General features: G+C 72.7%; 19 protein-coding genes. 11 read left to right on the top strand and 8 right to left on the bottom strand.

Translation table 11 applies throughout. The features are described from left to right. Window positions 1–33: 33 nt before the first annotated feature. Both pspAB and ABTY56_RS17565 read left to right on the top strand, forming a co-directional pair. Window positions 34–624 carry a PspA-associated protein PspAB gene (gene pspAB, locus ABTY56_RS17560; RefSeq protein ID WP_350629689.1) on the top strand — a complete coding sequence of 197 codons (591 nt, stop codon included), beginning with the start codon at window positions 34–36 and terminating at the stop codon, window positions 622–624. A 174-nt stretch (window positions 625–798) separates the two neighbouring features. Continuing rightward, window positions 799–1,632 (top strand): DUF3097 domain-containing protein, encoded by an 834-nt coding sequence (locus tag ABTY56_RS17565; RefSeq protein WP_350629690.1) that lies wholly within the window; start codon window positions 799–801, stop codon window positions 1,630–1,632. On the opposite strand, the gene ABTY56_RS17570 is transcribed toward ABTY56_RS17565, so the two are convergent. The 3 genes from ABTY56_RS17570 to ABTY56_RS17580 all read right to left on the bottom strand — a co-directional run bounded on the left by ABTY56_RS17570 (window position 1,623) and on the right by ABTY56_RS17580 (window position 5,451). Then, window positions 1,623–2,180, bottom strand: a complete 558-nt coding sequence (locus ABTY56_RS17570) for a Uma2 family endonuclease (protein WP_350629691.1) — start codon at window positions 2,178–2,180, stop codon at window positions 1,623–1,625. The two genes, ABTY56_RS17565 and ABTY56_RS17570, sit on opposite strands and share 10 nt — an antisense overlap. Window positions 2,181–2,220: 40 nt before the next feature. After that, the gene (hemW, locus tag ABTY56_RS17575) at window positions 2,221–3,450 is read right to left on the bottom strand and encodes a radical SAM family heme chaperone HemW (protein ID WP_350629692.1); all 1,230 of its coding nucleotides are present in this window, start codon (window positions 3,448–3,450) and stop codon (window positions 2,221–2,223) included. 78 nt (window positions 3,451–3,528) lie between these two features. After that, on the bottom strand, window positions 3,529–5,451 hold the full coding sequence (locus tag ABTY56_RS17580) for an AMP-dependent synthetase/ligase (RefSeq protein WP_350629693.1): 1,923 nt from the start codon (window positions 5,449–5,451) through the stop codon (window positions 3,529–3,531). A gap of 358 nt (window positions 5,452–5,809) precedes the next feature. Between ABTY56_RS17580 and ABTY56_RS17585 the strand changes: the two genes are divergently transcribed. From ABTY56_RS17585 to ABTY56_RS17600, 4 genes are all read left to right on the top strand, one after another. After that, the gene (locus ABTY56_RS17585) at window positions 5,810–7,543 is read left to right on the top strand and encodes an ABC transporter ATP-binding protein (protein WP_350629694.1); all 1,734 of its coding nucleotides are present in this window, start codon (window positions 5,810–5,812) and stop codon (window positions 7,541–7,543) included. Between the two features lie 203 nt (window positions 7,544–7,746). Beyond that, window positions 7,747–9,645 (top strand): ABC transporter ATP-binding protein, encoded by a 1,899-nt coding sequence (locus ABTY56_RS17590; protein WP_350629714.1) that lies wholly within the window; start codon window positions 7,747–7,749, stop codon window positions 9,643–9,645. Between the two features lie 299 nt (window positions 9,646–9,944). Next, window positions 9,945–10,856, top strand: a complete 912-nt coding sequence (gene sigJ, locus ABTY56_RS17595; protein WP_350629695.1) for an RNA polymerase sigma factor SigJ — start codon at window positions 9,945–9,947, stop codon at window positions 10,854–10,856. 165 nt (window positions 10,857–11,021) lie between these two features. Beyond that, window positions 11,022–12,104, top strand: coding sequence for an NAD(P)/FAD-dependent oxidoreductase (locus ABTY56_RS17600; protein ID WP_350629696.1), 1,083 nt, complete (start codon window positions 11,022–11,024; stop codon window positions 12,102–12,104). A gap of 151 nt (window positions 12,105–12,255) precedes the next feature. Here ABTY56_RS17600 and lepA read toward each other — a convergent pair whose 3' ends face one another. Further along, window positions 12,256–14,124, bottom strand: coding sequence for a translation elongation factor 4 (gene lepA, locus ABTY56_RS17605; protein ID WP_350629697.1), 1,869 nt, complete (start codon window positions 14,122–14,124; stop codon window positions 12,256–12,258). Window positions 14,125–14,379: 255 nt separating this feature from the next. Here lepA and ABTY56_RS17610 point away from each other — a divergent pair, with 255 nt between their 5' ends. The 4 genes from ABTY56_RS17610 to ABTY56_RS17625 all read left to right on the top strand — a co-directional run bounded on the left by ABTY56_RS17610 (window position 14,380) and on the right by ABTY56_RS17625 (window position 17,897). Then, entirely contained in the window at window positions 14,380–14,685 is a 306-nt protein-coding gene (locus tag ABTY56_RS17610) for an antibiotic biosynthesis monooxygenase family protein (protein ID WP_350629698.1), read from the top strand. A 164-nt stretch (window positions 14,686–14,849) separates the two neighbouring features. Beyond that, window positions 14,850–16,280 carry an acyltransferase family protein gene (locus ABTY56_RS17615; protein WP_350629699.1) on the top strand — a complete coding sequence of 477 codons (1,431 nt, stop codon included), beginning with the start codon at window positions 14,850–14,852 and terminating at the stop codon, window positions 16,278–16,280. 192 nt (window positions 16,281–16,472) lie between these two features. Beyond that, a complete protein-coding gene (gene rpsT, locus ABTY56_RS17620; protein WP_329931122.1) occupies window positions 16,473–16,742 on the top strand; it encodes a 30S ribosomal protein S20 in 270 nt (89 codons plus the stop codon). Window positions 16,743–17,225: 483 nt separating this feature from the next. Continuing rightward, window positions 17,226–17,897, top strand: a complete 672-nt coding sequence (locus tag ABTY56_RS17625) for a hypothetical protein (RefSeq protein WP_350629700.1) — start codon at window positions 17,226–17,228, stop codon at window positions 17,895–17,897. Between the two features lie 67 nt (window positions 17,898–17,964). On the opposite strand, the gene holA is transcribed toward ABTY56_RS17625, so the two are convergent. Further along, a complete protein-coding gene (holA, locus tag ABTY56_RS17630; protein WP_350629701.1) occupies window positions 17,965–18,963 on the bottom strand; it encodes a DNA polymerase III subunit delta in 999 nt (332 codons plus the stop codon). Between the two features lie 78 nt (window positions 18,964–19,041). On the opposite strand from holA, the gene ABTY56_RS17635 reads away from it, so the two are divergent. Then, entirely contained in the window at window positions 19,042–19,335 is a 294-nt protein-coding gene (locus tag ABTY56_RS17635; protein WP_350629702.1) for a hypothetical protein, read from the top strand. Window positions 19,336–19,623: 288 nt separating this feature from the next. Here ABTY56_RS17635 and ABTY56_RS17640 read toward each other — a convergent pair whose 3' ends face one another. From ABTY56_RS17640 to ABTY56_RS17650, 3 genes are all read right to left on the bottom strand, one after another. Next, entirely contained in the window at window positions 19,624–22,260 is a 2,637-nt protein-coding gene (locus ABTY56_RS17640) for a ComEC/Rec2 family competence protein (protein ID WP_350629703.1), read from the bottom strand. 42 nt (window positions 22,261–22,302) lie between these two features. Beyond that, window positions 22,303–23,346 (bottom strand): helix-hairpin-helix domain-containing protein, encoded by a 1,044-nt coding sequence (locus ABTY56_RS17645; RefSeq protein WP_350629704.1) that lies wholly within the window; start codon window positions 23,344–23,346, stop codon window positions 22,303–22,305. 244 nt (window positions 23,347–23,590) lie between these two features. After that, window positions 23,591–24,436, bottom strand: a complete 846-nt coding sequence (locus ABTY56_RS17650) for a DegV family protein (RefSeq protein WP_350629705.1) — start codon at window positions 24,434–24,436, stop codon at window positions 23,591–23,593. Window positions 24,437–24,584: the final 148 nt, after the last annotated feature.

Below are 24,584 nucleotides of genomic sequence, written 5' to 3' on the forward strand. Positions count from 1 at the left end.
CCGCGCCCCGCCGTTCGACACGAAAGGACCGCCGTGGGAATCCTGGACGCCCTGTTCGGCCGCACCAAGCCCGTCAAGCCCGACCTCGACCAGCTGTTCGGCGTGCCGTCCGCCGCGCTGACCCTGGAGGCCGGCGCCGGGTTCACCCCCACCGGGCTCGGCTCGGTCTGCTTCGCGGCCGTCGAGGGCGCGGCCTTCGTCCAGGTCGAGCAGCAGGTGCGGGCGCTGCTGGACGCCGACACCGAGCGCGGCGGCGTGCCGGTGGAGGCCTCCAAGGACGACTACGGCTACTCCTGGCTGCTGGCCCGGCACTCCCCGCAGGAGCTGCCGGAGCTGGTCAACGACCTGCACGCGGTGAACAGCGAGCTGGAGGCGAACGGCTTTGGTCCGCAGCTGCTCTGCTCGCTGGTGGGCTTCAGCGACCCGCAGGGGCGGTCGCTGGCGCTGGTCTACCTCTACAAGCGCGGCACCTTCTACCCGTTCGCCCCGATGCCCGGCGGCGGGGAGAAGCGCAACAGCCCGCTGGAGCTGCAGGTCAACGCGATGCTGGGGAACGACCTGCGGCTGGAGAAGGACCTGAGCCGCTGGTTCCCGCTCTGGGGCGCGCCGGGCATGGAGGGGTGACCCCCCGGGCCGGCCGGCCCTCGGGCAGGTCGGAGCCCCAGCGGTCCGTGACCAGGGGCGTCACGGGCGCTCTGCGCCCCGTCGCGGCCGGCTCGGCACCGATGCGCCGCCCGGTCCCGGACCGGGGCGCGCCGGGCCCCTGACGGCCCGCCCGGCCTCCCTATGATCACCCGTATGCGCAGCCGCCAGTACGGACCCGACCTGACCCCGCCGTGGAAGAACCAGGCCCCGGCCCCGGAGGTGCCCGCCGAGCGGGACCTGGTGGTCGAGGAGGTGGCGACCGGCTTCTGCGGGGCGGTGGTGCGCTGCGAGAAGACCGCCGAGGGGTTCACCGTCACCCTGGAGGACCGTTTCGGCAAGCACCGGGTGTTCCCGCTGGTGCCGCGCGGCTTCCTGCTGGAGGGCAGGGTCGTCACCCTGGTCCGCCCCGCCGCCCCCGCGGCCCCCCGCACGCCGGGCCGCACCGCCTCCGGCTCCGTCGCCGTCCCCGGGGCCCGCGCCCGGGTCGCCCGCGAGTCGCGGATCTACGTCGAGGGCCGGCACGACGCCGAGCTGGTCGAGCGGGTCTGGGGCGACGACCTGCGGATCGAGGGCGTCGTGGTGGAGTACCTGCGCGGCATCGACGACCTGCCGGCGATCGTCGCCGACTTCGCCCCCGGCCCCGGCCGCCGCCTCGGCGTCCTGGTCGACCACCTGCTCCCGGGGACGAAGGAGCACCGCATCGCCACCCGGGTCACCGGCGAGTCCGTCCTGGTCGTCGGCCACCCCTACATCGACGTCTGGCAGGCCGTGAAGCCCGCCTCCGTGGGCATCCCCGCCTGGCCCGCCGTGCCGCGCGGGGAGGACTGGAAGGAGGGCACCTGCCGCCGCCTGGGCTGGCCGGTGGACACCCCCGCCGCGTGGAAGCACATCCTGTCGAGGGTGGACAGCTACAAGGACCTGGAGCCCGAACTGCTGGGCCGGGTGGAGGAGTTGATCGACTTCGTAACCGCACCCGGTCAGGAGTAGGTCTGGAACTCCGAGGTGTCCAGAACGATGCCGAGCAGGTCGACCTCGATCGGATCGCCGAATTTGCTGGTCCGCTCGGCCCAGTACACAGGGGTACCGGAAGCCGTGTCGGTGGTCAGATCCGTGAGGAGCACGCACACGCCCTTGAGCGGGTCGACGATGAGGTACGCCGGAATCCCGCCCTGGGCGTACATCTCGCGCTTGGTGCGGTAGTCCCGGTGCACGCTGGTCTTGGACACCACCTCGACCACCACGGTCACCGCAGCGGCGGACAGCAGCCGGCCGGCCTCCGGGACGACGCCCCGCTCGAACACGACCAGATCCGGCTGGGGTTCGCTGGCCTCGCCGGAGATGATCAGATCCTGGGTCTGCAGCGCCCGCCACCGAGCGTAGGGGGTCTGGTGCTGAATGGCGGAGACGATGAGGTTGTGGACCATGTCCGACCCGGCCATCATCACGATTTCCCCCCTGATGAGTTCGGCCTTGACGCCTTCCGGAACCTCCAGGTTCTCGAAGATCCCCATCATCCGGTCATCGATGGCGGTCACTGCGCGCTCCCTCCGACGGCTGACACCACGTTAACGAACGTCAGTCCACCAGGTCACGCACGAGCGCGTCCGCGAGCAGCCTCCCCCGGAGGGTGAGGGCGGCGCGGCCCCGCTGGTAGGGCTCCGCGGCGAGGAGGCCGTCCGCGAGGGCCCGGTCGGCGGCCTTGCGGCCGGTGTCGGTGAGCAGGTCCAGGGCGACGCCCTCGACCAGGCGCAGCTCCAGCAGGATGCGCTCGACGCGCCGGTCCTCGTCCGCCAGGACCTCGCGGCCCAGCGCCGGGGTGCGGCCCTCGGCGAGGGCCTGCGCGTAGGCGGCGGGGTGCTTGGCGTTCCACCACCGGACGCCGCCGACGTGGCTGTGGGCGCCGGGGCCGGCGCCCCACCAGTCGGCGCCCGTCCAGTAGAGCTCGTTGTGGCGGCAGCGGCCCTCGGGGGTGGTGGCCCAGTTGGAGACCTCGTACCAGTGGTACCCGGCGGCGGCGAGCGCCTCCTCGGCGATCAGGTAGCGGTCGGCGTGCACGTCGTCGTCGATCATCGGCAGTTCGCCGCGCTTGACCCGGGCGGCGAGCCGGGTGCCCTCCTCGACGATCAGGGAGTACGCCGAGACGTGGTCGGGCCCGGCGCCGATGGCGGCGTCCAGGGAGGCCCGCCAGTCGTCGTCGGACTCGCCCGGGGTGCCGTAGATCAGGTCGAGGTTGACGTGCTCGAACCCGGCGGCGCGCGCCTCGGCCACGCAGGCCTCCGGGCGGCCCGGGGTGTGGTGGCGGTCGAGCAGCTGCAGCACGTGCGGGCGGGCGCTCTGCATGCCGAAGGAGATCCGGTTGTAGCCGCCCTCGCGCAGCTCCGCCAGGTACGCCGGGCCGACGGACTCCGGGTTGGCCTCGGTGGTCACCTCGGCGTCGTCGGCGAGCCCGAACTCCTCGCGGACCGCGGCGAGCATCTTCACCAGGTCGCGGGCGGGCAGCAGGGTGGGGGTGCCGCCGCCGAGGAAGACGGTGCGCACCGGCAGCTGCACGTCCCCCAGCACCCGCCGGGCCAGCCGGATCTCGGCGACCACGTTGTCCGCGTACGTCTCCTGCGAGGCGACCGCCCCGGAGGAGCGCAGCTCGGTGGCGGTGTAGGTGTTGAAGTCGCAGTAGCCGCAGCGGCTGGCGCAGTACGGCACGTGCAGGTAGAAGCCGAACGGCCGGCTGCCGAGCCCGTCCAGGGCGTGCGCGGGCAGGGAACCGTCGGACGGCACGGGTTCGCCGTCGGGGAGTGCGGAGGGCATGCCCCCATTGTCCCGTACGGCCGGCGAAGCTCCCGTACGGCCCGCGACGACGGCGCGGACCGTACGGGACGGGCCGGGTCAGGCCTCGTTGGCGCCCGCGTACATCGCGGTGACCGCGTCCGCGTAGGTCCGCTCCACCACCGGGCGCTTGATCTTCAGGCTCGGGGTGAGCTCGCCGTGCTCCACGTCGAGGTCGCGCGGCAGCAGGTGGAACTTCTTGATCGTCTGCCAGCGCTGCAGCCCCGCGTTGAGCCGCTTCACGAAGCCCTCGATCAGCTCGTGCACGGCCGGCTCGACGGCCAGCTCGGCGTACGACTTGCCGGCCAGGCCGTGCTCGGCCGCCCACGGCATGAGGACCGCCTCGTCCAGGCCGATCAGCGCGGTGCAGAAGTTGCGGCCGTTGCCGATCACCAGGATGTTGCTGACGAACGGGCAGACCGCCTTGAACTTGCCCTCGACCTCGCTGGGCGCCACGTACTTGCCGCCGGACGTCTTGAACAGGTCCTTCTTGCGGTCGGTGATCCGCAGGAAGCCGTCCGGGCTGAGCTCGCCGATGTCCTCGGTGTGGAACCAGCCGTCCGCCTCCAGCACCTCGGCGGTCTTCTCCGGCAGGTTGTGGTAGCCGCGCATGACGCCCGGACCGCGCAGCAGGATCTCGCCGTCCTCGGCGATCCGCACCTCTGTGCCGGGCAGCGGGCGGCCCACCGTGCCGATCCGCACGTCCTCCTCGCGGTTGACGCAGGAACCGGCGCTGGTCTCGCTCAGGCCGTAGCCCTCCAGGATCGGCACCCCGGCGCCCAGGAAGAAGTAGCCGATCTCCGGGGCCAGCGCCGCACTGCCGGAGACCGCGCCGCGCAGCCGCCCGCCGAATGCCGCCCGGATCTTCGCGTACACCAGCTTGTCGGCCAGCGCGTGCTGCACCCGCAGGCCCAGCGGGGCCGTGCCGGCACCGGTGGCGATCCGGCTCTCCTGGACGGCCCGGGCGTGCTCGCGGGCGACCTTGGCCGCCCACAGGAAGATCTTGTACTTGGCGCCGCCCTCGGCCCGGGCCTTGCCCGCGATGCCGTTGTAGACCTTCTCGAAGATCCGCGGCGCCGACGCCATGACGGTCGGCCGGATCACCGGCAGATTGTGGATGATCCGGTCCACCCGGCCGTCCACCGCCATCACGTGGCCGGTGGCGATCTGCCCGGAGATCAGCGTCTTGCCGAACACGTGCGACAGCGGCAGCCACATGAACTGGACGTCGTCGGCCCGCAGCAGCCCGCTGGCCTCCTGCGCCCGGCCCTCGTACGCCCAGCAGTCGTGCACCAGCCGCACGCCCTTGGGACGGCCCGTGGTGCCCGAGGTGTAGATCAGGGTCGCCAGCTGCTCCTTGTCGAGCCCGGCCACGGCCTTCTCCACCGCGTCCGGCTGCCGCTCCAGGTACTCGGCGCCGCGCTGCTCCAGCTCCGCCAGGGTGAGCACGTCGAGGCCGGCCGCCTCCGGGGCATCCTCCGGGGCGTCGAACAGGATGACGGTGCGCAGCTCGGGCAGCCGGTCGATCTGTGCGACGGCCTTCGCCAGCTGGGCGGCGTTCTCCGCGAACAGCGCCCGGGAGCCCGAGTCGGATAGGATGAACGCCGTCTCGTCCGCGTTGGTGCTCGGATAGACGGTCGTGATCGCGGCGCCCGCGCACATGGCGCCGAGGTCCGCGATGATCCACTCGATCCGGGTGGACGACGCCAGGGCGACCCGGTCCTCCGGCTGGATGCCGAGCGCCATCAGACCGGCCGCCACCGCCTTCACCCGGGTCGCGGTCTGCGCCCAGGTCAGCGAACGCCACTGCTCCGCGCCGGGCGCGCCGTCGGCGGCGTGCTCGTCGACCGGGGCCGGGTGGCGGTAGGCCTCGCCGTTCGGGGTCGCGGCGACCCGCTCCAGGAACAGGTGGGCGACGGAGGCGGGACGCCCGGCGACGAGGTCGGGCCTGCCGGAGTCGATCAGGGACTGCGCGGAACTCAACGAGGACCTCCGGGGGCGGGTGGCCGTCTGAGGGATTGTCGCGGCGGCCGTGGGGGCGGTCGCCGGGCCCCGGGTTTACCTGAGCGGTACCGGTCAGTAACAAGGGGGCAACCAGCAGCCTAGGGGGAAACCGGTCATTCCGTAAGAGGGTGGATCCAGCTGGCACGCCCCCGCGACACCGGTGACCGCACCGCGCCGCGCCGACGCACCCCACGAAGTGACCAACGAGCGAACCTGCCGGACCGTTCGGCAAAAGCCCGGCAAACCCCCGGTTCCCGCACGCCGAATGGCCTGTACGACGCTACAGAACAACGAGAATTGGGGTGCGAACCCGACCGGCGACGACAAGAGTGTGCAAGTGCTGATCAGACTACTGCGGGCGTACCTGCGCCCCTACTCCCGACCGATCACCCTCCTGGTGGTCCTCCAGCTGGTGTCCACCCTCGCGGCGCTCTACCTGCCGACCCTCAACGCCGACATCATCGACGACGGCGTGATCAAGGGCGACACCGGCTACATCCTGCGCGTCGGCGGGGTGATGATCGGCGTGACCCTCGTCCAGGCGGCCTGCTCGATCGGCGCCGTCCTCATCGGCGCCCGCGTCGCCATGGCCTTCGGCCGGGACGTCCGCGCCGCCGTCTTCGACCGCGTACAGAGCTTCTCCGCCCGCGAGATCAGCCAGTTCGGCGCCCCCTCCCTGATCACCCGCACCACCAACGACGTCCAGCAGATCCAGATGCTCGCCCTGATGAGCTTCACGCTCATGGTCGCCGCACCGATCATGTGCGTCGGCGGCATCATCATGGCCCTCAACCAGGACGTCCCGCTGTCCGGCCTGCTGCTCGCCGTCATCCCCGCCCTCGCCGTCGTCGTCATCCTGCTCGTCCGCGCGCTGCGCCCCCAGTTCCGCAGCATGCAGCAGAAGATCGACACCGTGAACCGGATCCTGCGCGAACAGATCACCGGCATCCGGGTCATCCGCGCCTTCGTCAAGGACGACCAGGAACAGGCCCGCTTCGGCGCCGCCAACGAGGACCTCACCGACGTCGCCCGCCACGTCGGCCGACTGATGTCCGTCATGTTCCCGGCCGTCATGCTCGTCGTGAACGTCTCCAGCGTCGCCGTGCTCTGGTTCGGCGCCCACCGCATCGACAGCGGCGACATGCAGATCGGCGCCCTCACCGCCTTCCTCTCCTACCTGCTGCAGATCCTGATGAGCGTCATGATGGCCACCTTCATGTTCATGATGGTGCCCCGCGCCGAGGTCTGCGCCGAACGCGTCCAGGAAGTCCTCGGCACCGACTCCAGCGTCACCCCGCCCGCCACGCCCGTCACCGACACCCCCCGCCTCGGCAACCTCGAACTGCGCGACGTCGACTTCCGCTACCCCGGCGCCGAAGCCTCCGTCCTGCGCGGCATCGACCTCACCGCCCGCCCCGGCGAGACCACCGCCATCATCGGCTCCACCGGCAGCGGCAAGTCCACCCTGCTCGGCCTCGTCCCCCGCCTCTTCGACGTCACCTCCGGCCAGGTCCTGCTCGACGGCATCGACGTCCGCGACCTCGCCGCCGACGCGATCGCCGAAAACGTCGGCATCGTCCCCCAGAAGCCCTACCTCTTCACCGGCACCGTCGCCAGCAACCTCCGCTACGGCCGACCCGACGCCACCGACGAGGAACTCTGGCACGCCCTGGAGATCGCCCAGGCCAAGGACTTCGTCGAGAAACTCCCCGAAGGCCTCGACGCCCCCATCGCCCAAGGCGGCAGCAACGTCTCCGGCGGCCAGCGCCAACGCCTCGCCATCGCCCGCGCCCTGGTCCGCAAACCCTCCGTCTACCTCTTCGACGACTCCTTCTCCGCCCTCGACTACGCCACCGACGCCAAACTGCGCAAGGCCCTCACCCGCGAGACCTCCGACGCCACCGTCCTGATCGTCGCCCAGCGCGTGTCCACCATCCGCGACGCCGACCGGATCATCGTCCTCGACGAAGGCGCCGTCGTCGGCACCGGCACCCACCACGAACTGATGGCCGACAACCCGACGTACCGGGAGATCGTGCTCTCCCAGCTCACCGAGCAGGAGGCGGCGTGACCAGCCCCGGAAAGCCCACGACGACGCAGGACACCGCGACGCAGGACACCGGCACCGGCACCGGGACCGGGACCGGGACCGGGACCGGGACCGGGACCGGGACCGGGACCGGGAAAGCCGACCTGAAGAAGGCCGACACCCGGCTCCCCAGCGACTCCCAGGCCGCCGCCGCCCGCCGCGGACCCGCCGGACCCGGCCGCTTCATGGGCGGCCAGGGCGCCGAGAAGTCCATGGACTTCAAGGGCTCCGGCAAACGCGTCCTCGGCCTGCTGCGCCCCGAACGCAACCTCCTCGTCGGCGTCCTCCTCCTCGGCGTCCTCGGCGTCGGCTGCGCCGTCATCGGCCCCAAGATCCTCGGCACCGCCACCGACCTGATCTTCGCCGGCGTCGTCGGCGCCCGCTTCGCACCCGGCACCTCCAAGGCCCAGGTCATCGACGGCCTGCGCGCCCACGGCGAAGGCGGCGTCGCCGACCTGCTCTCCACCGTCGACTTCACCCCCGGCCAGGGCATGGACTTCGGCGCCATCGGCACCGTCCTGCTCTGGGTGCTCGGCATCTACATCGCCTCCGCCGTCTTCGGCATCTTCCAGGGCCGACTCGCCACCAAGGCGATCCAGCTCGCCAGCTACCGGCTGCGCCAGGACGTCGAAGCCAAACTGGCCCGACTGCCGCTCAGCTACTTCGACAAGCAGCCGCGCGGCGAGGTGCTCAGCCGCGTCACCAACGACATCGACAACATCGGCCAGTCCATGCAGCAGACCATGGGACAGGTCGTCAACTCGCTGCTCACCGTGGTCGGCGTGCTGGCCATGATGTTCTGGATCTCCCCGCTGCTCGCCCTGATCGCCCTGATCTCCGTACCGGTCTCGGTCGTCGTCGCCACCAAGGTCGGCAAGCGGGCACAGCCGCAGTTCGTCCAGCAGTGGAAGTCCACCGGCCAACTCAACGCCCACATCGAGGAGATGTACACCGGCCACACCCTGGTCACGGTGTTCGGCCGCCGGCGCGAGGCCGCCGAGACCTTCCGCGAGCACAACGAGGCGCTCTACGAGGCCAGCTACAAGGCCCAGTTCATCTCCGGGATCATCCAGCCCGCCATGATGCTGATCGGCAACCTGCAGTACGTCCTGGTCGCCGTCGTCGGCGGCCTGCGGGTGGCGAGCGGCGCACTGTCCATCGGCGACGTGCAGGCCTTCATCCAGTACTCCCGGCAGTTCAGCCAGCCGCTCACCCAGGTCGCCAGCATGGCCAACCTGGTGCAGTCCGGCGTCGCCTCCGCCGAGCGCGTCTTCGAACTGCTCGACGCCACCGAGCAGAGCCCCGAACCCGCCATGCCCGAGAAGCCGGACGCCGTACGCGGCCGGGTCTCCTTCCAGGACGTCTCCTTCCGCTACGACCCCGACAAGCCCCTCATCGAGGACCTCTCGCTCAAGGTCGAACCCGGCCACACCGTCGCCATCGTCGGCCCCACCGGCGCCGGGAAGACCACCCTCGTCAACCTGCTGATGCGGTTCTACGAGGTCAGCTCCGGACGGATCACCCTCGACGGGGTCGACATCTCCGCGATGTCCCGCGAGGACCTGCGCTCCGGCATCGGCATGGTCCTCCAGGACACCTGGCTGTTCGGCGGCACCATCGCCGACAACATCGCCTACGGCGCCCAGGGCGCCACCCGCGAACAGGTCGTCGAAGCCGCCAAGGCCGCCCACGTCGACCGCTTCGTGCGCACCCTGCCGGACGGCTACGACACCGTCATCGACGACGAGGGCGCCGGCGTCAGCACCGGCGAGAAGCAGCTGATCACCATCGCCCGCGCCTTCCTCGCCCAGCCGTCCATCCTGGTCCTGGACGAGGCGACCAGCTCCGTCGACACCCGCACCGAGGTGCTCATCCAGCGGGCCATGGCCCGGCTGCGCACCGGCCGCACCAGCTTCGTGATCGCCCACCGGCTCTCCACCATCCGGGACGCCGACGTGATCCTGGTGATGGAGAACGGCTCGATCGTGGAACAGGGCTCGCACGACGAGCTGATCGCCGCCGACGGCGCCTACGCCCGGCTCTACCAGGCGCAGTTCGCGCAGGCCGTGGCCGAGGTGGACTGACACCGGGCGGACAGTGGCCGGCGACGGGCCGGGGCGGGACCTTCCGCCCCGGCCCGTCGCGTCCGCGGTCTCCGCGGGCACGGCCTTCGCGGGTGCGGCCTTGCGGGTGCGGCCTTCGCGGGTGCGGCCTTCCCGTCCGCGGCCTTGCGGGTGCGGCCTTGCGGGTGCGGCCTTCATCCGCGGCCTTCGCGGGCGGTCCCTTCGTCCGCGGCCCGCGCGGGCGGGGACCCGCCACCGGTGTCAGGGGACGTCAGATCGGGGTCTTCGCAACGGGAGCCGCCGGGCGCTACCTTGGGCGCGTGATCGACGACCAGTTCCCGGCCGCCCCGGACGCCTTCGAGGCGAACCGCCGCTACCTGGGCTCGGTCGCCTACCGGCTGCTCGGATCCTTCACCGACGCCGAGGACGTCCTGCAGGACGCCTGGCTGCGCTGGCAGGCCACCGACCGGTCCGCCGTCACCGACCCGCGCGCCTTCCTGACCACCGTCGTCACCAGGCTCTGCTACGACCAGCTCGGCTCCGCCCGGGCCCGCCGGGAGTCCTACTACGGCGAGTGGCTGCCCGAGCCGGCCGTCTCCTACACCGAGGGCCCGGACACCCCCGCCGAACTCGCCGAACGCGGCGAGTCCGTCTCACTCGCCCTGCTCGCCGTCCTGGAACAGCTCTCCCCGGCCGAACGGGCCGCCTTCGTGCTGCACGACGTCTTCGCGGTCGGCTTCGACGAGATCGGCACCTCGCTGGACCGCTCCCCCGACGCCGCCCGCCAGCTCGCCTCCCGGGCCCGCCGCCGGGTCAAGGACGGCAGCCGGCGCAGCGGCGGCACCGACCCGGCAGAGCACCGCCAGGCCGTCGAGGCCTTCGCCGCCGCCACCACCCGGGGCGACATCCTCGGCCTGATGGAGATCCTCGACCCGGACGTGGTGTGGCACTCCGACGGCGGCGGCATCATCCGCGCCGGCGTCCGCCCGATCCACGGCGCCGACCGGGTGGCCCGCCTGGTGACCGGCATGATCGCCAAGTGGTTCACCTCCGACGTGGCGACCGGCCACGCCGTGGTCAACGGCGAGCCGGGGCTGGTCTGGTACGACCGGACCACCGGCACCGTCGGCGGCGTGCTCGCCTTCACCGTGACCGACGGACGGATCACCGAGACGTACGTCGTGGTCAACCCCGAGAAGCTCGGCCGGATCAGCCCCGTCACGGCCCCCTGAACGACCCCCCTGAACAACCCCGCCGGCCGCCCCTGTCGGACCCCCGACGGACCCCTGGCGCACTCCACGAACAAGTGACGCCGATCACGGTCACACTCCGACCGGCCGCGTCGTCCCCTTCCCGAACAGCGCTCCACGAGGGCGCACGGAACGGAGGCGGACGACATGAGCAGCACCACCAGCACCGGGAAGCGGATCGTCGTACTGGGCGCCGGGTACGCCGGACTCACCGCGGCCAAGGGCGCCGGACGGCACCACACCGTCACCCTGGTCGCCCCCGAGGAACGGCTCCTGCACCGCATCCGCCAACACGAGACCGCCGCCGGACGCGGACGCGACTGGCCCGCCATCGGCGAACTGACCCGCGGCCGCCGGATCCGCCACCAGCGGGGCCGGGCCGTCGAACTCGACCTCGCCGGGCACAAGGTCCTGCTCGACGACGGCGCCAGCCTCGCGTACGACACCCTGGTCTACGCCCTCGGCAGCCGCACCGCCTGGCACGACGTCCCCGGCGCCGTCGAACACGCCTTCTCCGCGGAACGCGCCGCCGAGGTCCGGCGCCGGATCCGCGAGGCCGACCGCCCCGGCACCCTCGCCGTGGTCGGCGGCGGCGCCACCGGCATCGAACTGGCCACCGAACTCGCCGAGGCCCACCCCGACTGGCGGGTGCGGATCGTCGCGGCCGGCCAGGTCGGCGGCATCTACTCACCCAAGGGCCGCGCCCACGTCCGGCGCGTCCTCGACCGGCTCGGCGTCGCCGTCCACGAGAACACCACCGTCACCGCGGCCACCCCCGACGGGCCGCGCACCACCGCCGGCCCGATCGACGCCGACCTCACCGTCTGGGCCGCCTCGATGGAGCCGCACCCGCTCGCCGCCGAGGCCGGCCTGGCCGTGGACGAGCGCGGCCGGGCCCTGGTGGACGACCACCTGCGGTCGGTCTCGCACCCCGACGTCCACGTGATCGGCGACGCCGCCGCCGTCACCGTCCCCGGCGTCGGCACCCTGCGGATGGGCTGCGCCACCGCCCTGCCGCAGGGCCAGTACGTCGGCAAGCTGCTCGACGGGCGCACCGCGAAGCCGTTCTCGTTCCGGTACGTCGTCCAGTGCGTGAGCCTCGGCCGGCGGGACGGGCTGCTCCAGCTGGTGCACCCGGACGACTCGATGAAGCCCACCGTGTTCACCGGCACCGCCGGGCGGTTGGCCAAGGCCGGGATCGTCGCCGCCGTCTTCAGCGCGCTGAAGTAGCCCTCGGGGAACGGCCTTTCGGGGAAGGGCCGTTCGGGCAAGGCCCTTCGGGAAGAGGTCTTTCGGGGAACGGTCTCCGGGGGTCTCCGGGGGTCTCCGGGGACGCGAAAAGGGCCCGGGCGCAATGCCCGGGCCCTTCGGCGCGCCTCGGTTACTTCTTTTCCTTCGGCGCCTCGGCGTCGGTGGACAGCGCGGCGATGAAGGCCTCCTGCGGGACCTCCACGCGGCCGACCATCTTCATCCGCTTCTTGCCTTCCTTCTGCTTCTCCAGCAGCTTGCGCTTACGCGAGATGTCACCGCCGTAGCACTTGGCGAGGACGTCCTTGCGGATCGCGCGGACCGTCTCACGGGCGATCACCCGGGAGCCGATCGCGGCCTGGATCGGCACCTCGAACTGCTGGCGGGGGATCAGCTTCTGCAGCTTGCCCGCCATCATCACGCCGTAGCCGTAGGCCTTGTCCTTGTGGACGATCGCGGAGAAGGCGTCCACCGCGTCGCCGTGCAGCAGGATGTCGACCTTGACCAGGTCGGCGGTCTGCTCGCCGATGGGCTCGTAGTCGAGCGAGGCGTAGCCGCGGGTCTTGGACTTCAGCTGGTCGAAGAAGTCGAAGACGATCTCCGCGAGCGGGAGGGTGTAGCGCAGCTCGACCCGGTCCTCGGAGAGGTAGTCCATGCCCTGCAGGGCGCCACGGCGGGACTGGCAGAGCTCCATGATCGCGCCGACGAACTCGTTGGGCGCCAGGATGGTGCCGCGCACGACCGGCTCGTACACCTCGGCGATCTTGCCGACGGGGAACTCGCTCGGGTTGGTGACGGTGTGCTCGGTGCCGTCCTCCATGATCACCCGGTAGACCACGTTGGGGGCGGTGGAGATCAGGTCGAGGTTGAACTCGCGCTCCAGGCGCTCCCGGATGATCTCCAGGTGCAGCAGGCCGAGGAAGCCGCAGCGGTAGCCGAAGCCGAGCGCGACCGAGGTCTCCGGCTCGTAGACCAGCGCGGCGTCGTTGAGGCGCAGCTTGTCGAGGGCGTCGCGCAGCAGCGGGTAGTCCGAGCCGTCCAGCGGGTAGAGGCCGGAAAACACCATCGGGCGCGGGTCCTTGTAGCCGCCGAGCGGCTCGGTCGCGCCCTTGTGCATCGACGTGATCGTGTCACCGACCTTGGACTGCCGGACGTCCTTCACACCGGTGATGATGTAGCCCACCTCGCCGACGCCGAGGCCGTCGGCGACCTTCGGCTCGGGCGAGATGACGCCGATCTCCAGCAGCTCGTGGGTGGCGCCGGTGGACATCATCGCGATGCGCTCGCGCTTGGTCAGCTGGCCGTCCACGACACGGACGTAGGTGACGACGCCACGGTAGGAGTCGTACACCGAGTCGAAGATCATCGCGCGGGCCGGGGCGTCCTTGACGCCGACCGGGGCCGGGACGGTGTTGACGATGTGGTCCAGCAGGTCCTCGACGCCGAGGCCGGTCTTGGCGCTGACCTTGAGCACGTCGGCCGGGTCGCAGCCGATGATGTGCGCGATCTCCTCGGCGTACTTCTCCGGCTGGGCGGCCGGCAGGTCGATCTTGTTCAGCACCGGGACGATCGTGAGGTCGTTCTCCAGCGCCAGGTACAGGTTGGCGAGGGTCTGCGCCTCGATGCCCTGGGCCGCGTCGACCACCAGGACGGTGCCCTCGCACGCGGCGAGGGAGCGGGACACCTCGTACGTGAAGTCCACGTGGCCGGGGGTGTCGATCATGTTGAGGATGTGCGTCGTCCCGGCGTCCGAACCGGTCCTCGGCGCCCACGGGAGGCGGACCGCCTGCGACTTGATGGTGATGCCGCGCTCACGCTCGATGTCCATGCGGTCGAGGTACTGGGCACGCATCTGCCGGGGGTCGACGACGCCGGTGATCTGCAGCATCCGGTCTGCGAGCGTCGACTTGCCGTGGTCGATGTGGGCGATGATGCAGAAGTTGCGGATCAGCGCCGGGTCGGTACGGCTGGGCTCTGGCACATTGCTGGGGGTCGCGGGCACCTTGGTCCGATTCTCCGTTGGTCCGGGGCCGGGGGTGTCCGGGTCATCGCTGACCGGCTTCCCGGGGACCGGACAGTCTCGTCCGATCGAAATAGTTCCTCCCATCTTCCCACGAGCGCGGGCCGTGCTGCCGTTCGGGCACCGTCCGTCCTTCCGCGGGCCTTCCGCCGGCCGTCCGACGGCTGTCCGACGGCTGTCCGACAGCGGCTCGCAGACCTTCCGCCGACCGCCCCCCGGGCGGCAGGATGGCCTCCCGTGATCCTCGAAAGCGCCCTGCTCGACGTCCTGCCCGGCCGGGAGGACGAGTTCCTCGCCGCCTTCGCCGAGGCCCGCCCCCTGATCACCGTCCAGCGGGGCTTCCGCTCGCTGCAGCTACGGCGCTGCCTCGACGAGGGGCGCGGCTCGCGCTTCCTCCTCCAGGTCGAGTGGGAGACGCTCGCCGACCACACGGAAGGGTTCCGCCGCTCCCCCGAGTACCAGCGCTGGCGCGCCCTGCTGCACCACTTCTACCGCCCGTTCCCGGAGGTCGAGCACTACGGCGAGCCCCTGGTCGACGCCTAGGTCGCCACACGGAGGCAGTGCTCACGCCCGCCCGCCCGGAGCCACCCCGAGCCGCTCTGGTCCGATCGGGCCTACCCGCGGGTATGCCGGGTCAATCGATCCGTAAGCTAATCTGCCCAGCCGTGAGACGCATCGAACTGAGCCGCGTGCCCCACGGAGCGCGGATGAGACGGCAAGGCAAGGCCCAGGCGGCCCCGGCGAGGCTCGGCTGGCTGGACGCGCTGCGCGGGCTCGCCGCCCTCGCCGTGGCGATGCACCACTTCGGACTGCGGTTCTTCGTCCCGCACGGCGCGGCACTGACCCACCGCTTCGACCTCGGCCTGTTCGGGGTGATGCTGTTCTTCCTGGTCAGCGGCTACATCGTGCCCGCCTCCCTGGAGCGCCGCGGCGACATGCAGGCGTTCTGGGTCGGCCGGGTCTTCCGCATCTACCCGGCGCTCATCGTCGGGCTCGTCGCGGCGCTGGTGATCCTCCCGGCCGGGCACAACATGATGATCGACCGGTCCGTCTTCGACCGGCCGCTGCTCTCGCTCGGGGCCAACAGCCTGCTGCTCCAGGACCTGCTGGGCGTACCCAACGCCATCGGCATCATGTGGAGCCTCACCTACGAGATGGTGTTCTACTACTTCGTCTCCGCCCTGTTCGTGCTCCGCAAGCACCGGCAGAGCGGGCCGATCGCGGTGGGGTTCGCCGCCTGCGCGGTCCTGCTCGGCGGGGTGCTCTCCCCGGCGAACCTGGCCAAGCAGGGACTGTCGACCGAGAACCTGGTGCTGGCCACCGGCCTCGTCGCGGTGATGGGCCTGCTCTGCGCCATCAGCGGCAACTCCCAGCTCACCCGCACCGGGGCCCTGCTGCTCGGCGTGCTCGGCTTCCTGCTGGCGTTCGGCAGCAGCCGGTCCGCGATGTTCGAGACGATGATGATCTTCGCGACCATGTTCGCCGGGACCGTCATCTACCGCGCGGAACACGGCCAGATCGACCGCATCCAGGCCGTCGCCTACTGCGGCTTCGTCTTCCTCGCCGGGGTGCTCGGCGGACGCATGTACAACCACGGGGACGCGCTGTGGCGGACCTGGACCACCAGCTGGATGGCCTGGTCCTTCGCCTACGCCGGGGCCTGGATCGTGCTGATCCTCGGCATGACGCTGAAGAAGCGCCGCTTCCCGAAGGTGCTCACCTGGCTGGGCACCGTCAGCTACTCGGTCTACCTGCTGCACTGGCTGGTCATCGACGGCATGGACTGGCTCTACGGCATGCCGTGGCTGTTCCAGGGGACGCCGGCGCCGAAGTCGGCCAAGTTCGCGATCGTGTTCACGCTCACGTTCCTGGCCGTCACGCTCGCGGTCAGCTACCTGATGTACCGGCTGGTCGAGGTGCCGTTCCAGAAGCTCGGCCGACGGTTCCTCGCCTGGCTCAAGCGGCGCACCGAGGGCCCGGCCGACACCCCGGGGGCCGGCGGGACCGGCGCTCCGATCCCCGCCCAGGGCGGCGCTCCGGCGCCCGGTGCGGCCGGCCTGCCCGGTGCGCCGGCGCCGACCGCGCCGGTCGCCCCGGTCGGCAGCGGCCCCGCCGCCCCCGAGCCCGTCCGGCCCTGAACCGTCCGGCCCTGAACCGGTACGGCCCTGAACCGCACGGCCACGCCGCTGAGGCGAGCGGCCGGTTTGGGGCGGGCGGCGGGCCCCTGGTAGCGTGGTCAGCTGCACCTGGCCTCGGCATGCCCTCTCAGCTGGACCGACGGCCGCCGGTGTGATCCCGTTCAGAACCTTTAGACAGACTGAGGCTCCTTCGTGGCGAACATCAAGTCCCAGATCAAGCGCAACAAGACCAACGAGAAGGCGCGCCTGCGCAACAAGGCCGTCAAGTCCTCGCTGAAGACCGCTCTGCGCAAGGCCCGTGAGGCCGCCGCCGCCGGCGAGACCGAGAAGGCCGTCGTGCTGGCCCGCGCCGCCTCCAAGGCGCTGGACAAGGCCGTGAGCAAGGGCGTCATCCACGCCAACCAGGCCGCCAACAAGAAGTCGGCCATCACCAAGCGCGTCAACACCGCCGCCCAGGCCTGACGCCTTCCGGGGGTGTGAACCCCCGACCGCCTCGGGACGGCCCGGCCCTCTACCCGGACCCCTGAGGCGCGCGAGACTCGCACCGCACGCGGCCTGCGTTCGCCACGCGGGTGCGGTGCACAGAGCAGTACGACAGGCGTCGCAGTCCGCCTCTTCCCCGGAGGCCACTGCGGCGCCTGTCGCGTTTCCCGGTCCGGCCGCTATGGTCGGTCAGGTGCGATCGAGGTGCGGGGGAGCGCCCCGACGCCGAGCTCAGGGGGAGAGAACCACATGACGACGCCACCGACGCCACCGCCGGCACCGAACGGGCCGGGGTACGGATTCCCTCAGCAGACGCCGGGCGCCGGAGCGCAGCCGGTCCCGGGGGCGCAGCCGGTCCCGGGGGCTTCGGGGTTCGGGCCGCCGCCCGGATTGCCCGCCGCGCCGGGGATGCCGGCGCCGTCGGGAATGCCCGCGCCGTCCGGGATGCCGACCACTCCCGGGATGCCGATGACGCCGGGAGGCCGTGCGCCTGGCTCCGGGGGGAACCTGCGGCGCAACGCCGTCTGGGCCTTCGTAGGCGCCATCCTCGCCTCGGCCGGCTGGACCGCCGCCGTGATGGTCGTCCCCGGCATGGTCAGCAGCAACTCGTCTCCGCGCAGCCTCGGCAGCTACCACCTCTCGGACGACTTCTGCACCACCGGGAAGCCCACCAAGCTGCTGCAGACGTACTCCGTCTCGGACACCTCCGCGCCGACCCACCACACCGACCGGAACCCGGCCCTGGACAGCATGAACTGCTCGATGAGCCTCAAGCGCACGGGCGGCAACAGCGACAGCGAGTACGCCTCGGTCTACCTGCGCGCCGACCTGCACAAGGCGGTCAACCCTGCGCCCGAGCTGGATGCCAACAAGGAGCTCTACCGGGCCCGCGGCTACCAGGTCACCGACATCTCCGGGATCGGCGAGGAAGCGTACTTCCTGTACAAGGACGACGGCTCGGACAAGTACCACAGCGTCTACGCCGAGTTGGACATCCGCGACGGCGGGATGACCTACTACATCAACTACAGCGCCAGCTACACCGAGGGGAAGGCCAAGCCGCCGTCCAAGGACGAGCTGCGGAGCATCCTGCAGTCCGACGGCCAGGACGCCGTCCGGGCCATGCGGAAGTAGGCCCCCTCCGGCCGGGGGCTCCGGCGTCCGCGCCGGGCTGCGCCGGGCCCCGCCGCGTCGACAGGCGTCAGTAGGCGGGGCGGGAGCCGGCCCGTGCGGCCCGGGCCACGGCGACCACCGCGCGCTCCAGGGCGAAGGCCGGGTCGTCGGAGCCGCCCTTGACGGCGGCGTCGGCCTGGGCGATCGCGGTCAGTGCGGTGGCCACGGCGTCGCCCGTCCAGCCGCGCATCTGCTGGCGGACCCGGTCGACCTTCCACGGTGGCATGCCCAACTCGCGCGCCAGGTCGGCCGGGCGCATGTTCCGCCCGGTCGTCGCCAGTCGCCCGATGCTGCGCACGCCGGAGGCCAGCGCGTAGGTGATGCCGGTCGGCGGCTGGCCGACGGCCAGTGCCCAGCGCAGCCGCTCCAGCGCCTCGGCGGCCCGGCCGGTGACCGCGAGGTCGGCCACCTCGAAGCCCGTCGCCTCGGCCCGGCCGCTGTAGTAGCGGGCCACCACCGTCTCGTCGATCGTGCCCTCGACGTCCGAGGTCAGCTGGTGGCACGCGGCCGCCAGCTCCCGCAGGTCGCTGCCGAGCGCGTCCAGGAGCGCCTGGCTGGCCTCCGGGGTCGCCGAGCGGCCGAGCGCGCGGAACTCGCCCTTGACGAACGCGAGCCGTTCGCTCGCCTTGGCCAGCTTGGCGCAGGCCACCTCGCGGCCGCCCGCCTTGCGCCCGGCGTCCAGCAGGCCCTTGCCCTTGGCACCGCCGGCATGCACCAACACCATGATCACTTCATCGGCCGGCGCCTCGATGTAGGCCTTGACCTCCTTCACCGAGTCGGCCGAGAGGTCCTGGGCGGCCCGGACGACGATGACCTTGCGCTCGGCGAACAGCGACGGCGTGGTCAGCTCGGCCAGGCTGCCGGGCTGCAGGCCGCCGGGCGGCAAGTCCCGTACGTCGGTGTCCGGGTCCGCCGCCTTCGCCGCCGCCACCACCTGGGCGACCGCACGGTCCAGCAGCAGCTCCTCCTGGCCGACCGCGAGGGTCAGCGGGGCGAGCAGGTCGTCGGGTGCACTCTTCCTGGCCATCGCCTACCAGCATCCCACGGGCCGCGGACACTCCCTCCCGCCCGATCGGCCGCGCCGGGCGGCCTGGACAATGGCCGGGTGATCGAGAACCACGCCACCGACCTCCCGACCGTCGACGACCCCCACGCCCGGCAGCTGCTCGTCCTGCCCGACCGCGACGCCGCCGATGAAGCCGCCGAGGAGCTCGGCGCCACCCAACCGGACCTCGGCGAGGTCGAGATCGTGCGCGACGCGCTCGCGGGCGAGGACGACGCCGAGGACGCCCAGTGGCTCGTCGTGGTCGAAGCCCCGGACAGCGGCTGGACCCCCGACCTGCTGCACGTGCTCGACACCCTGGCCGCCGACAACGAGGGCTGGCGCGAGGAGGCCTGACCGGGCGGCCAGGCCAGGCCCTGCCAGGCGGGGGGGGAATCTTGCTCCCCCGGGTTCCGCGAGGTGCTGCGGGGCGGAGGGCAGGGCGGGGGCACGGCGGGGCGGGGGCGGAGGAACCCGCTCTTGGGGGCCAATTTTGCTCCTTGACCTTCTCGCGCGCTCCGGGCCGAGCCCGGAGCGCGCCGAAACGTTTCTCCTGGCCCCGCCCCGCCACTCCTCCTCCAACCCCAACCCCCAACCCCTTTCCCTTCCCCCACTTCGGGGTTGGGAGGAGGAGAGCGGCGGGGGTCACGCGGGCGGGGCCCGCGGTGTGCCCGGGGACTGCTCGGGGCGGGTGAGGGCGGCCGAGTCGGTCGCGCCGAGGGCGCGCGGCTTGTGGGCCTTCTGGGCCGCGTGGGCGGGCTGCGGATGGACGGCCACACCGAGGGTGGCCGGCGAATCGCCGGTCACCGCGATGTCGCCCGCCCGGTCGGTCCGGAGCACGGTCGCGCCGAGCGCACGCAGCCGGTCGACCGTCTTCGGGGAGGGGTGTCCGTACGCGTTGCCCTCCCCGCAGGAGATGAGGGCCAGTCGGGGTCGCAGGGCGCCGGCCAGGCCCCAGTCCTGGTGGGCCGAGCCGTGGTGCGCGACCTTCAGGACGTCGACCCGCCCCAGGCGGCCGGACAGGGCCGACTGGGCCGGCGGTTCGAGATCTCCGAGCAGTGCCATCCGTAGTCCTCCAGTCAGTGTCACCATCAGTGCGACGCTCGCGTTGTTCGCGCCGGGCGCCTCGACGCCCGACCCGGGAACGGGCCACACCACGTCCCAGGCCAACTCGGCCCCCATCGACCGCCGTTCACCACGGCCGGCCCTCAGCAACGGAACACCGGCCCCGGCGGCCCAGCCCGCCACCCGGGCCGCCTCGCCCGGCGGCTCGTCCAGCGTCGTACCTTCGACCGCACCGACCTTGCGACCCCTCAACACCCCTGGCACGCCCTCGACATGGTCCGCATGGAAGTGCGTCAGCAGTAGCAGCGGCACCGTCGTGACGCCGAGGTCGCGCAGGCACCTGTCGGCGGCATTCGGATCCGGCCCGGCATCGATCACCACCGCACTGTCCGGCGCACCGGCCGACAGGGCCAACATGTCGCCCTGGCCGACGTCGCACATCGCCAGACGCCATCCCGGAGGTGGCCAGCCGGTGGCGATCCGGGCGAGTTGCGGTGGGCGCAGCAGGACGACCACCAGGACCACCAGCAGTGCCCCCGTCACCAGCACCCGCACCCCGCGGCGTCGGGCGGGCGCCCGGATGCCGGGCTCCCCCCGCCGGGGCAGCAGGAGTGGCGCCGCCCAGCAGAGCGCCAGCACGGCCAGCGCGACCGTCACCGTTCCGAACCAGCCTCCTGGCCAAGCCAGTTGGCCACCCGAAGGCTCGGCGCCGCGGCGCGCGACGAGGGCCAGCCAGCCGGCTGGAACCCCAGCCGGCACCGCGAGCAGGCGGGCCGGGTCCGGGAGGAGCGGCTGCAGGACGAGCACTCCGAAGCCGAGCAGCGTCGCCGGGGCCACCGCCGGCTCGGCGAGCAGGTTGCAGGGGATGCCGACCAGGCTGATGTGCCCGGACAGCACCACCGTCACCGGCGCGCACAGCGCCTGCGCAGCCGCCGTCGCGGCGAGGGCGCCCGCCAGGTGGTGGGGCCAGCGCCGGGCCCGCAAGGCCTCGGCCCAGTGCGGACCGAGGACGAGCAGCCCGGCCGTGGCGAGCACCGAGAGCAGGAAGCCGAACGAGCGCGACAGGAACGGGTCCAGCAACACCAGCACCAGCACGGCTCCGGCGAGCGCGGGCACGGCCCGGCGGGGACGGCCGGTGGCCAGGGCCAGCATGCCGATCAGCCCCGTCCCGGCCGCCCGCAGCACACTGGGCTCGGGGCGGCAGACCGTCACGAAGGCCAGCGTCAGCCCGGTGCCGAGCAGGGCGCCGGTGCGCAGCGACAACCCCAGTACCGCGGCGAGCCCGCGCCGTTCCGGGGTGCCGGCCTGGCCGGGCGCGCCCAGCAGCGCGCCGAGGACGATCGCCAGGTTGGCCCCGCTGACCGCCACCAGGTGGACCAGGTCGGTGGCCTTGAACGCGTCTTCGAGGTCGTCGGGCAGGCGTGAGGTGTCTCCGACGACCAGGCCGGGGAGCAGCCCGCGCGCGTCCGGCGGAAGCCCATCGGTGGCCGTGCGCAGGCCCTCGCGCAGCCGTCCGGCGATCCGCTGCGGCAGGCTCGGTGGCGCCAGCTGCCGTGGCGGGCCGTGGACGACCAGCAGCGCAGCGGACTCGGTGCCGCGGCCCTCCCCCGCCGACTGCACCTCGGCCTCCACGGCCAGTCGCTCGGACGGGAGCACCCGCTGCCAGGGCTCGCCGGCCGCACCTCGGACCATGACGGTCACGGGTGTCCGCGTCCGGGTGGTCGGCCCGTCGGGGAGCAGGACGACACGGTCGACCACCGCGGCCACGGTGAGGAGCGTCTGCCCGCCGGTGGTTCCGCCCCGGGAGGTGTGGACCTCGGGGTCTCCCGCGATGGTCAGCTCCGCCTCCACCGCCCGGGCGGGCGCGGCCGGCGGCCCCGGCGCGGCGTGCTCGGCCGCGCGGGCGAGTTCGGGCAGCGGCCCCCGGTGCAGGTCGAGCGTGTGCAGCGGGGTCGCGATCGCGGCCGCCGCGCCGGTGAGCAGGACGGCGGCCAGGGTCACCGCGGCCCCGCGCCGGCGCAGGACTCCCGACCGGATGAGCAGCGGGACGGCCGTGAGCACGGCGACGCCCGCCGCCGCGAAGACGGCGACCTCGTACCCCGGTTCCAGGCCCAGGAGCGCCGCCGTGACCGCCCAGGCCGAGACGGCGGGCAGCAGCAGCCGGAAGTCGGCACCCGGGGAGCGGAGGTGCGGGATCGATGCGGTGGCCGCGGACACGGCGGGACCTCCCTTCGTGGTGAGGGGACGGGCAGGGGAGCGTCAGAGCGTGAGCAGCGGACGGAGTTCCGTGTACGTGCGGACGCCGATGCCGCTGACCTGCCGGAGCTGGTCGAGGGAGCGGAAGGAGCCGTGCGAGGCGCGGTAGGCGAGGATGCGCTGGGCGAGGGTGGGACCGACGCCGGGGAGGGTGTCGAGCTGTTCGAGGGTGGCGCGGTTGAGGCTGACGGGTGGTCGGGGTGCGGCGGGGCCAGGCAACCCGGTTCCGGTTCCGGGCCCGGAACCGGCGGCCGGGGCAGGAGCCTGGGCGGCTTGCTCGCCGACCAGCAGCTGCTCACCGTCCGTCAGGATCCTGGCCAGGTTGAGGCTCCGGGTGTCCGTCTCCGGCAGCACACCGCCCGCGGCCCGCAGGGCGTCGGCCACCCGGGAGCCGCCGGGCAGGGTGTGCAGGCCGGGGACGTGGACCCGCCCGCCGACATCGATCACGACGGCCGCTCCGGCGGCGACACCGGACACAGCGGCACCGGGCGCGGCCTCGCCGGGCACGGCGGTACCCGCCCCGACCGCACCCGCCCCTGACACCGCATCGACGGGGGCCGCCGTGTCCGCCCCCGGCAGCGCCGAGGCGGCCGCCAGCGCGGGAACAGCGACCGTCTCCGGCCTGGCCAGCCAGAAGTGCTGGACGGCGTAGCCGACCGCGAACAGCAGCAGGATCACCAGCCCGGCCACCGCGCGCCGGTCGAGCGCCGCCGCCGAAGCGAACGGAGCGGACCGCAGGCGCACTCCGGCGCCCGGCGGGCCCGCAGCAGCACCCGCCGGATCCGCCACGATGCCGCCCTCGGTACCCGGCGGCAACGGCGCCCCACCTGTCGGCGGCCCCGTCGCCGGTCGCTCGTCCGTCACGGACGAGGCCGCTCCCGGTGCCGGCCCCGGGGAACCCCCTCCGCCTCCGCCCACCCCGGCGCCCCGGCCGCCCATCGGCCCGCCGACCGGCTCGTCGACCGTCGGCAGCAGCGCCGCCATCCGCAGCCGTACCGTCTCGTTGATCGCTTGGCGCTTCGCCGCGCCCAGGCCCATGGTCGTCATGCCGAGGACGGTAGGAGTCCTGCGGCGAACGCGCGGAAATTACCGGAACCCTGTGGATAACCCGGGGGGTGTGGACAAACCGTGTCGCTCACACGAGTGGGCATGGCCTTCCGAAGTTGACGGGACGGCGCTCGGCCCGCCGTTCCCGGCCGGTCCGGCGCAGCCCGTGCCCAACGGATCCAGCCCAGCCCGTGCCCGACGGCAGCCGGCCCAGCCCGTGCCCGTCGGCAGCCGGTCCGCCCCGTCAGCGCGGCGCGACCACCACGGCGAGCAGCCCCGGCCCGACGTGCGCACCGATCACCGCCCCCACCTCGCCGACGTACAGCTCCCGCAGCCCCGGCACCCGCGCCCGCAGCCGCTCCGCGAGCGGCTCGGCCCGGTCCTCGGCGGCCAGGTGGTGCACGGTGATGTCGACCTCCCGCTCCCCCGACCGCTCGACCGCGATCTCCTCCAGTCGCGCGATCGCCCGCGACGCCGTCCGCACCTTCTCCAGCGGCTCGATCCGCCCCCCGTCCAGGTGCAGCAGCGGCTTGACCGCGAGCGCCGACCCGAGCAGCGCGCGCGCCGCCCCGATCCGCCCGCCCCTGCGCAGGTGTTCCAGGGTGTCGACGTAGAAGAACCCGCTGGTCCCGGCCGCCCGGCGGCCCGCGGCCTCGGCCGCCCCGGCCAGGTCCTGCCCGGCGGCGATCGCCTCGGCCGCCGCGAGCACGCCGTACCCGAGCGCCATCCCGACCAGCCGGCTGTCCACCACGCGCACCGGTACCGGCGCCTCGACGGCGGCCAGCCGGGCGGCCTCGACGGTGCCGGACAACTCGCCGGAGATGTGCACCGAGACGATGCCCGTCGCCCCGGCTTCGGCGGCCGCCCGGTAGGTGGCCGCGAAGGTCTCCGGGTTCGGCCGGGAGGTGGTCACCCGCTGCTTGCCGCGCAGCGCCTCGGCGACGTCCTTCGGGGAGATCTCGACGCCCTCGCTCAGGACCGAGTCGCCGACCGCGACGCTCAGCGGGACCACCGTGATCCCGTGCCGGTCGAGGGCCTCCTGCGGCAGATAGGCCGTGGAATCGGTGACAAGCGCGAGGTCGGAGGGCATGAGCCGGAGGTTACTCCCCGTTCGTGCGCGAGGACAGCGCCCGGCGGCGGACGACCGTGCCCCGGCCGCGAGGAGCCCGCGAGGTTGCCCACGGGCCCGCCCACGACCCACCCGCGGGGACCGCCCACGACCCACCCGCGGAACGCCC

Origin of the sequence: Kitasatospora sp. NPDC097691, assembly GCF_040302665.1 — a bacterium.
In the GTDB taxonomy this organism is placed as follows: Bacteria; Actinomycetota; Actinomycetes; order Streptomycetales; family Streptomycetaceae; genus Kitasatospora.

Excerpts from the sequence above, each read along its gene's own strand:
- ABTY56_RS17565 (WP_350629690.1), top strand. The coding sequence starts at position 799 with ATGCGCAGCCGCCAGTACGGACCCGACCTGACCCCGCCGTGGAAGAAC.
- hemW (WP_350629692.1), bottom strand. The coding sequence starts at position 3,450 with ATGCCCTCCGCACTCCCCGACGGCGAACCCGTGCCGTCCGACGGTTCC.
- ABTY56_RS17590 (WP_350629714.1), top strand. The coding sequence starts at position 7,747 with ATGGGCGGCCAGGGCGCCGAGAAGTCCATGGACTTCAAGGGCTCCGGC.
- ABTY56_RS17600 (WP_350629696.1), top strand. The coding sequence starts at position 11,022 with ATGAGCAGCACCACCAGCACCGGGAAGCGGATCGTCGTACTGGGCGCC.
- ABTY56_RS17615 (WP_350629699.1), top strand. The coding sequence starts at position 14,850 with ATGAGACGGCAAGGCAAGGCCCAGGCGGCCCCGGCGAGGCTCGGCTGG.
- ABTY56_RS17625 (WP_350629700.1), top strand. The coding sequence starts at position 17,226 with ATGCCGATGACGCCGGGAGGCCGTGCGCCTGGCTCCGGGGGGAACCTG.
- holA (WP_350629701.1), bottom strand. The coding sequence starts at position 18,963 with ATGGCCAGGAAGAGTGCACCCGACGACCTGCTCGCCCCGCTGACCCTC.
- ABTY56_RS17645 (WP_350629704.1), bottom strand. The coding sequence starts at position 23,346 with ATGACGACCATGGGCCTGGGCGCGGCGAAGCGCCAAGCGATCAACGAG.
- ABTY56_RS17650 (WP_350629705.1), bottom strand. The coding sequence starts at position 24,436 with ATGCCCTCCGACCTCGCGCTTGTCACCGATTCCACGGCCTATCTGCCG.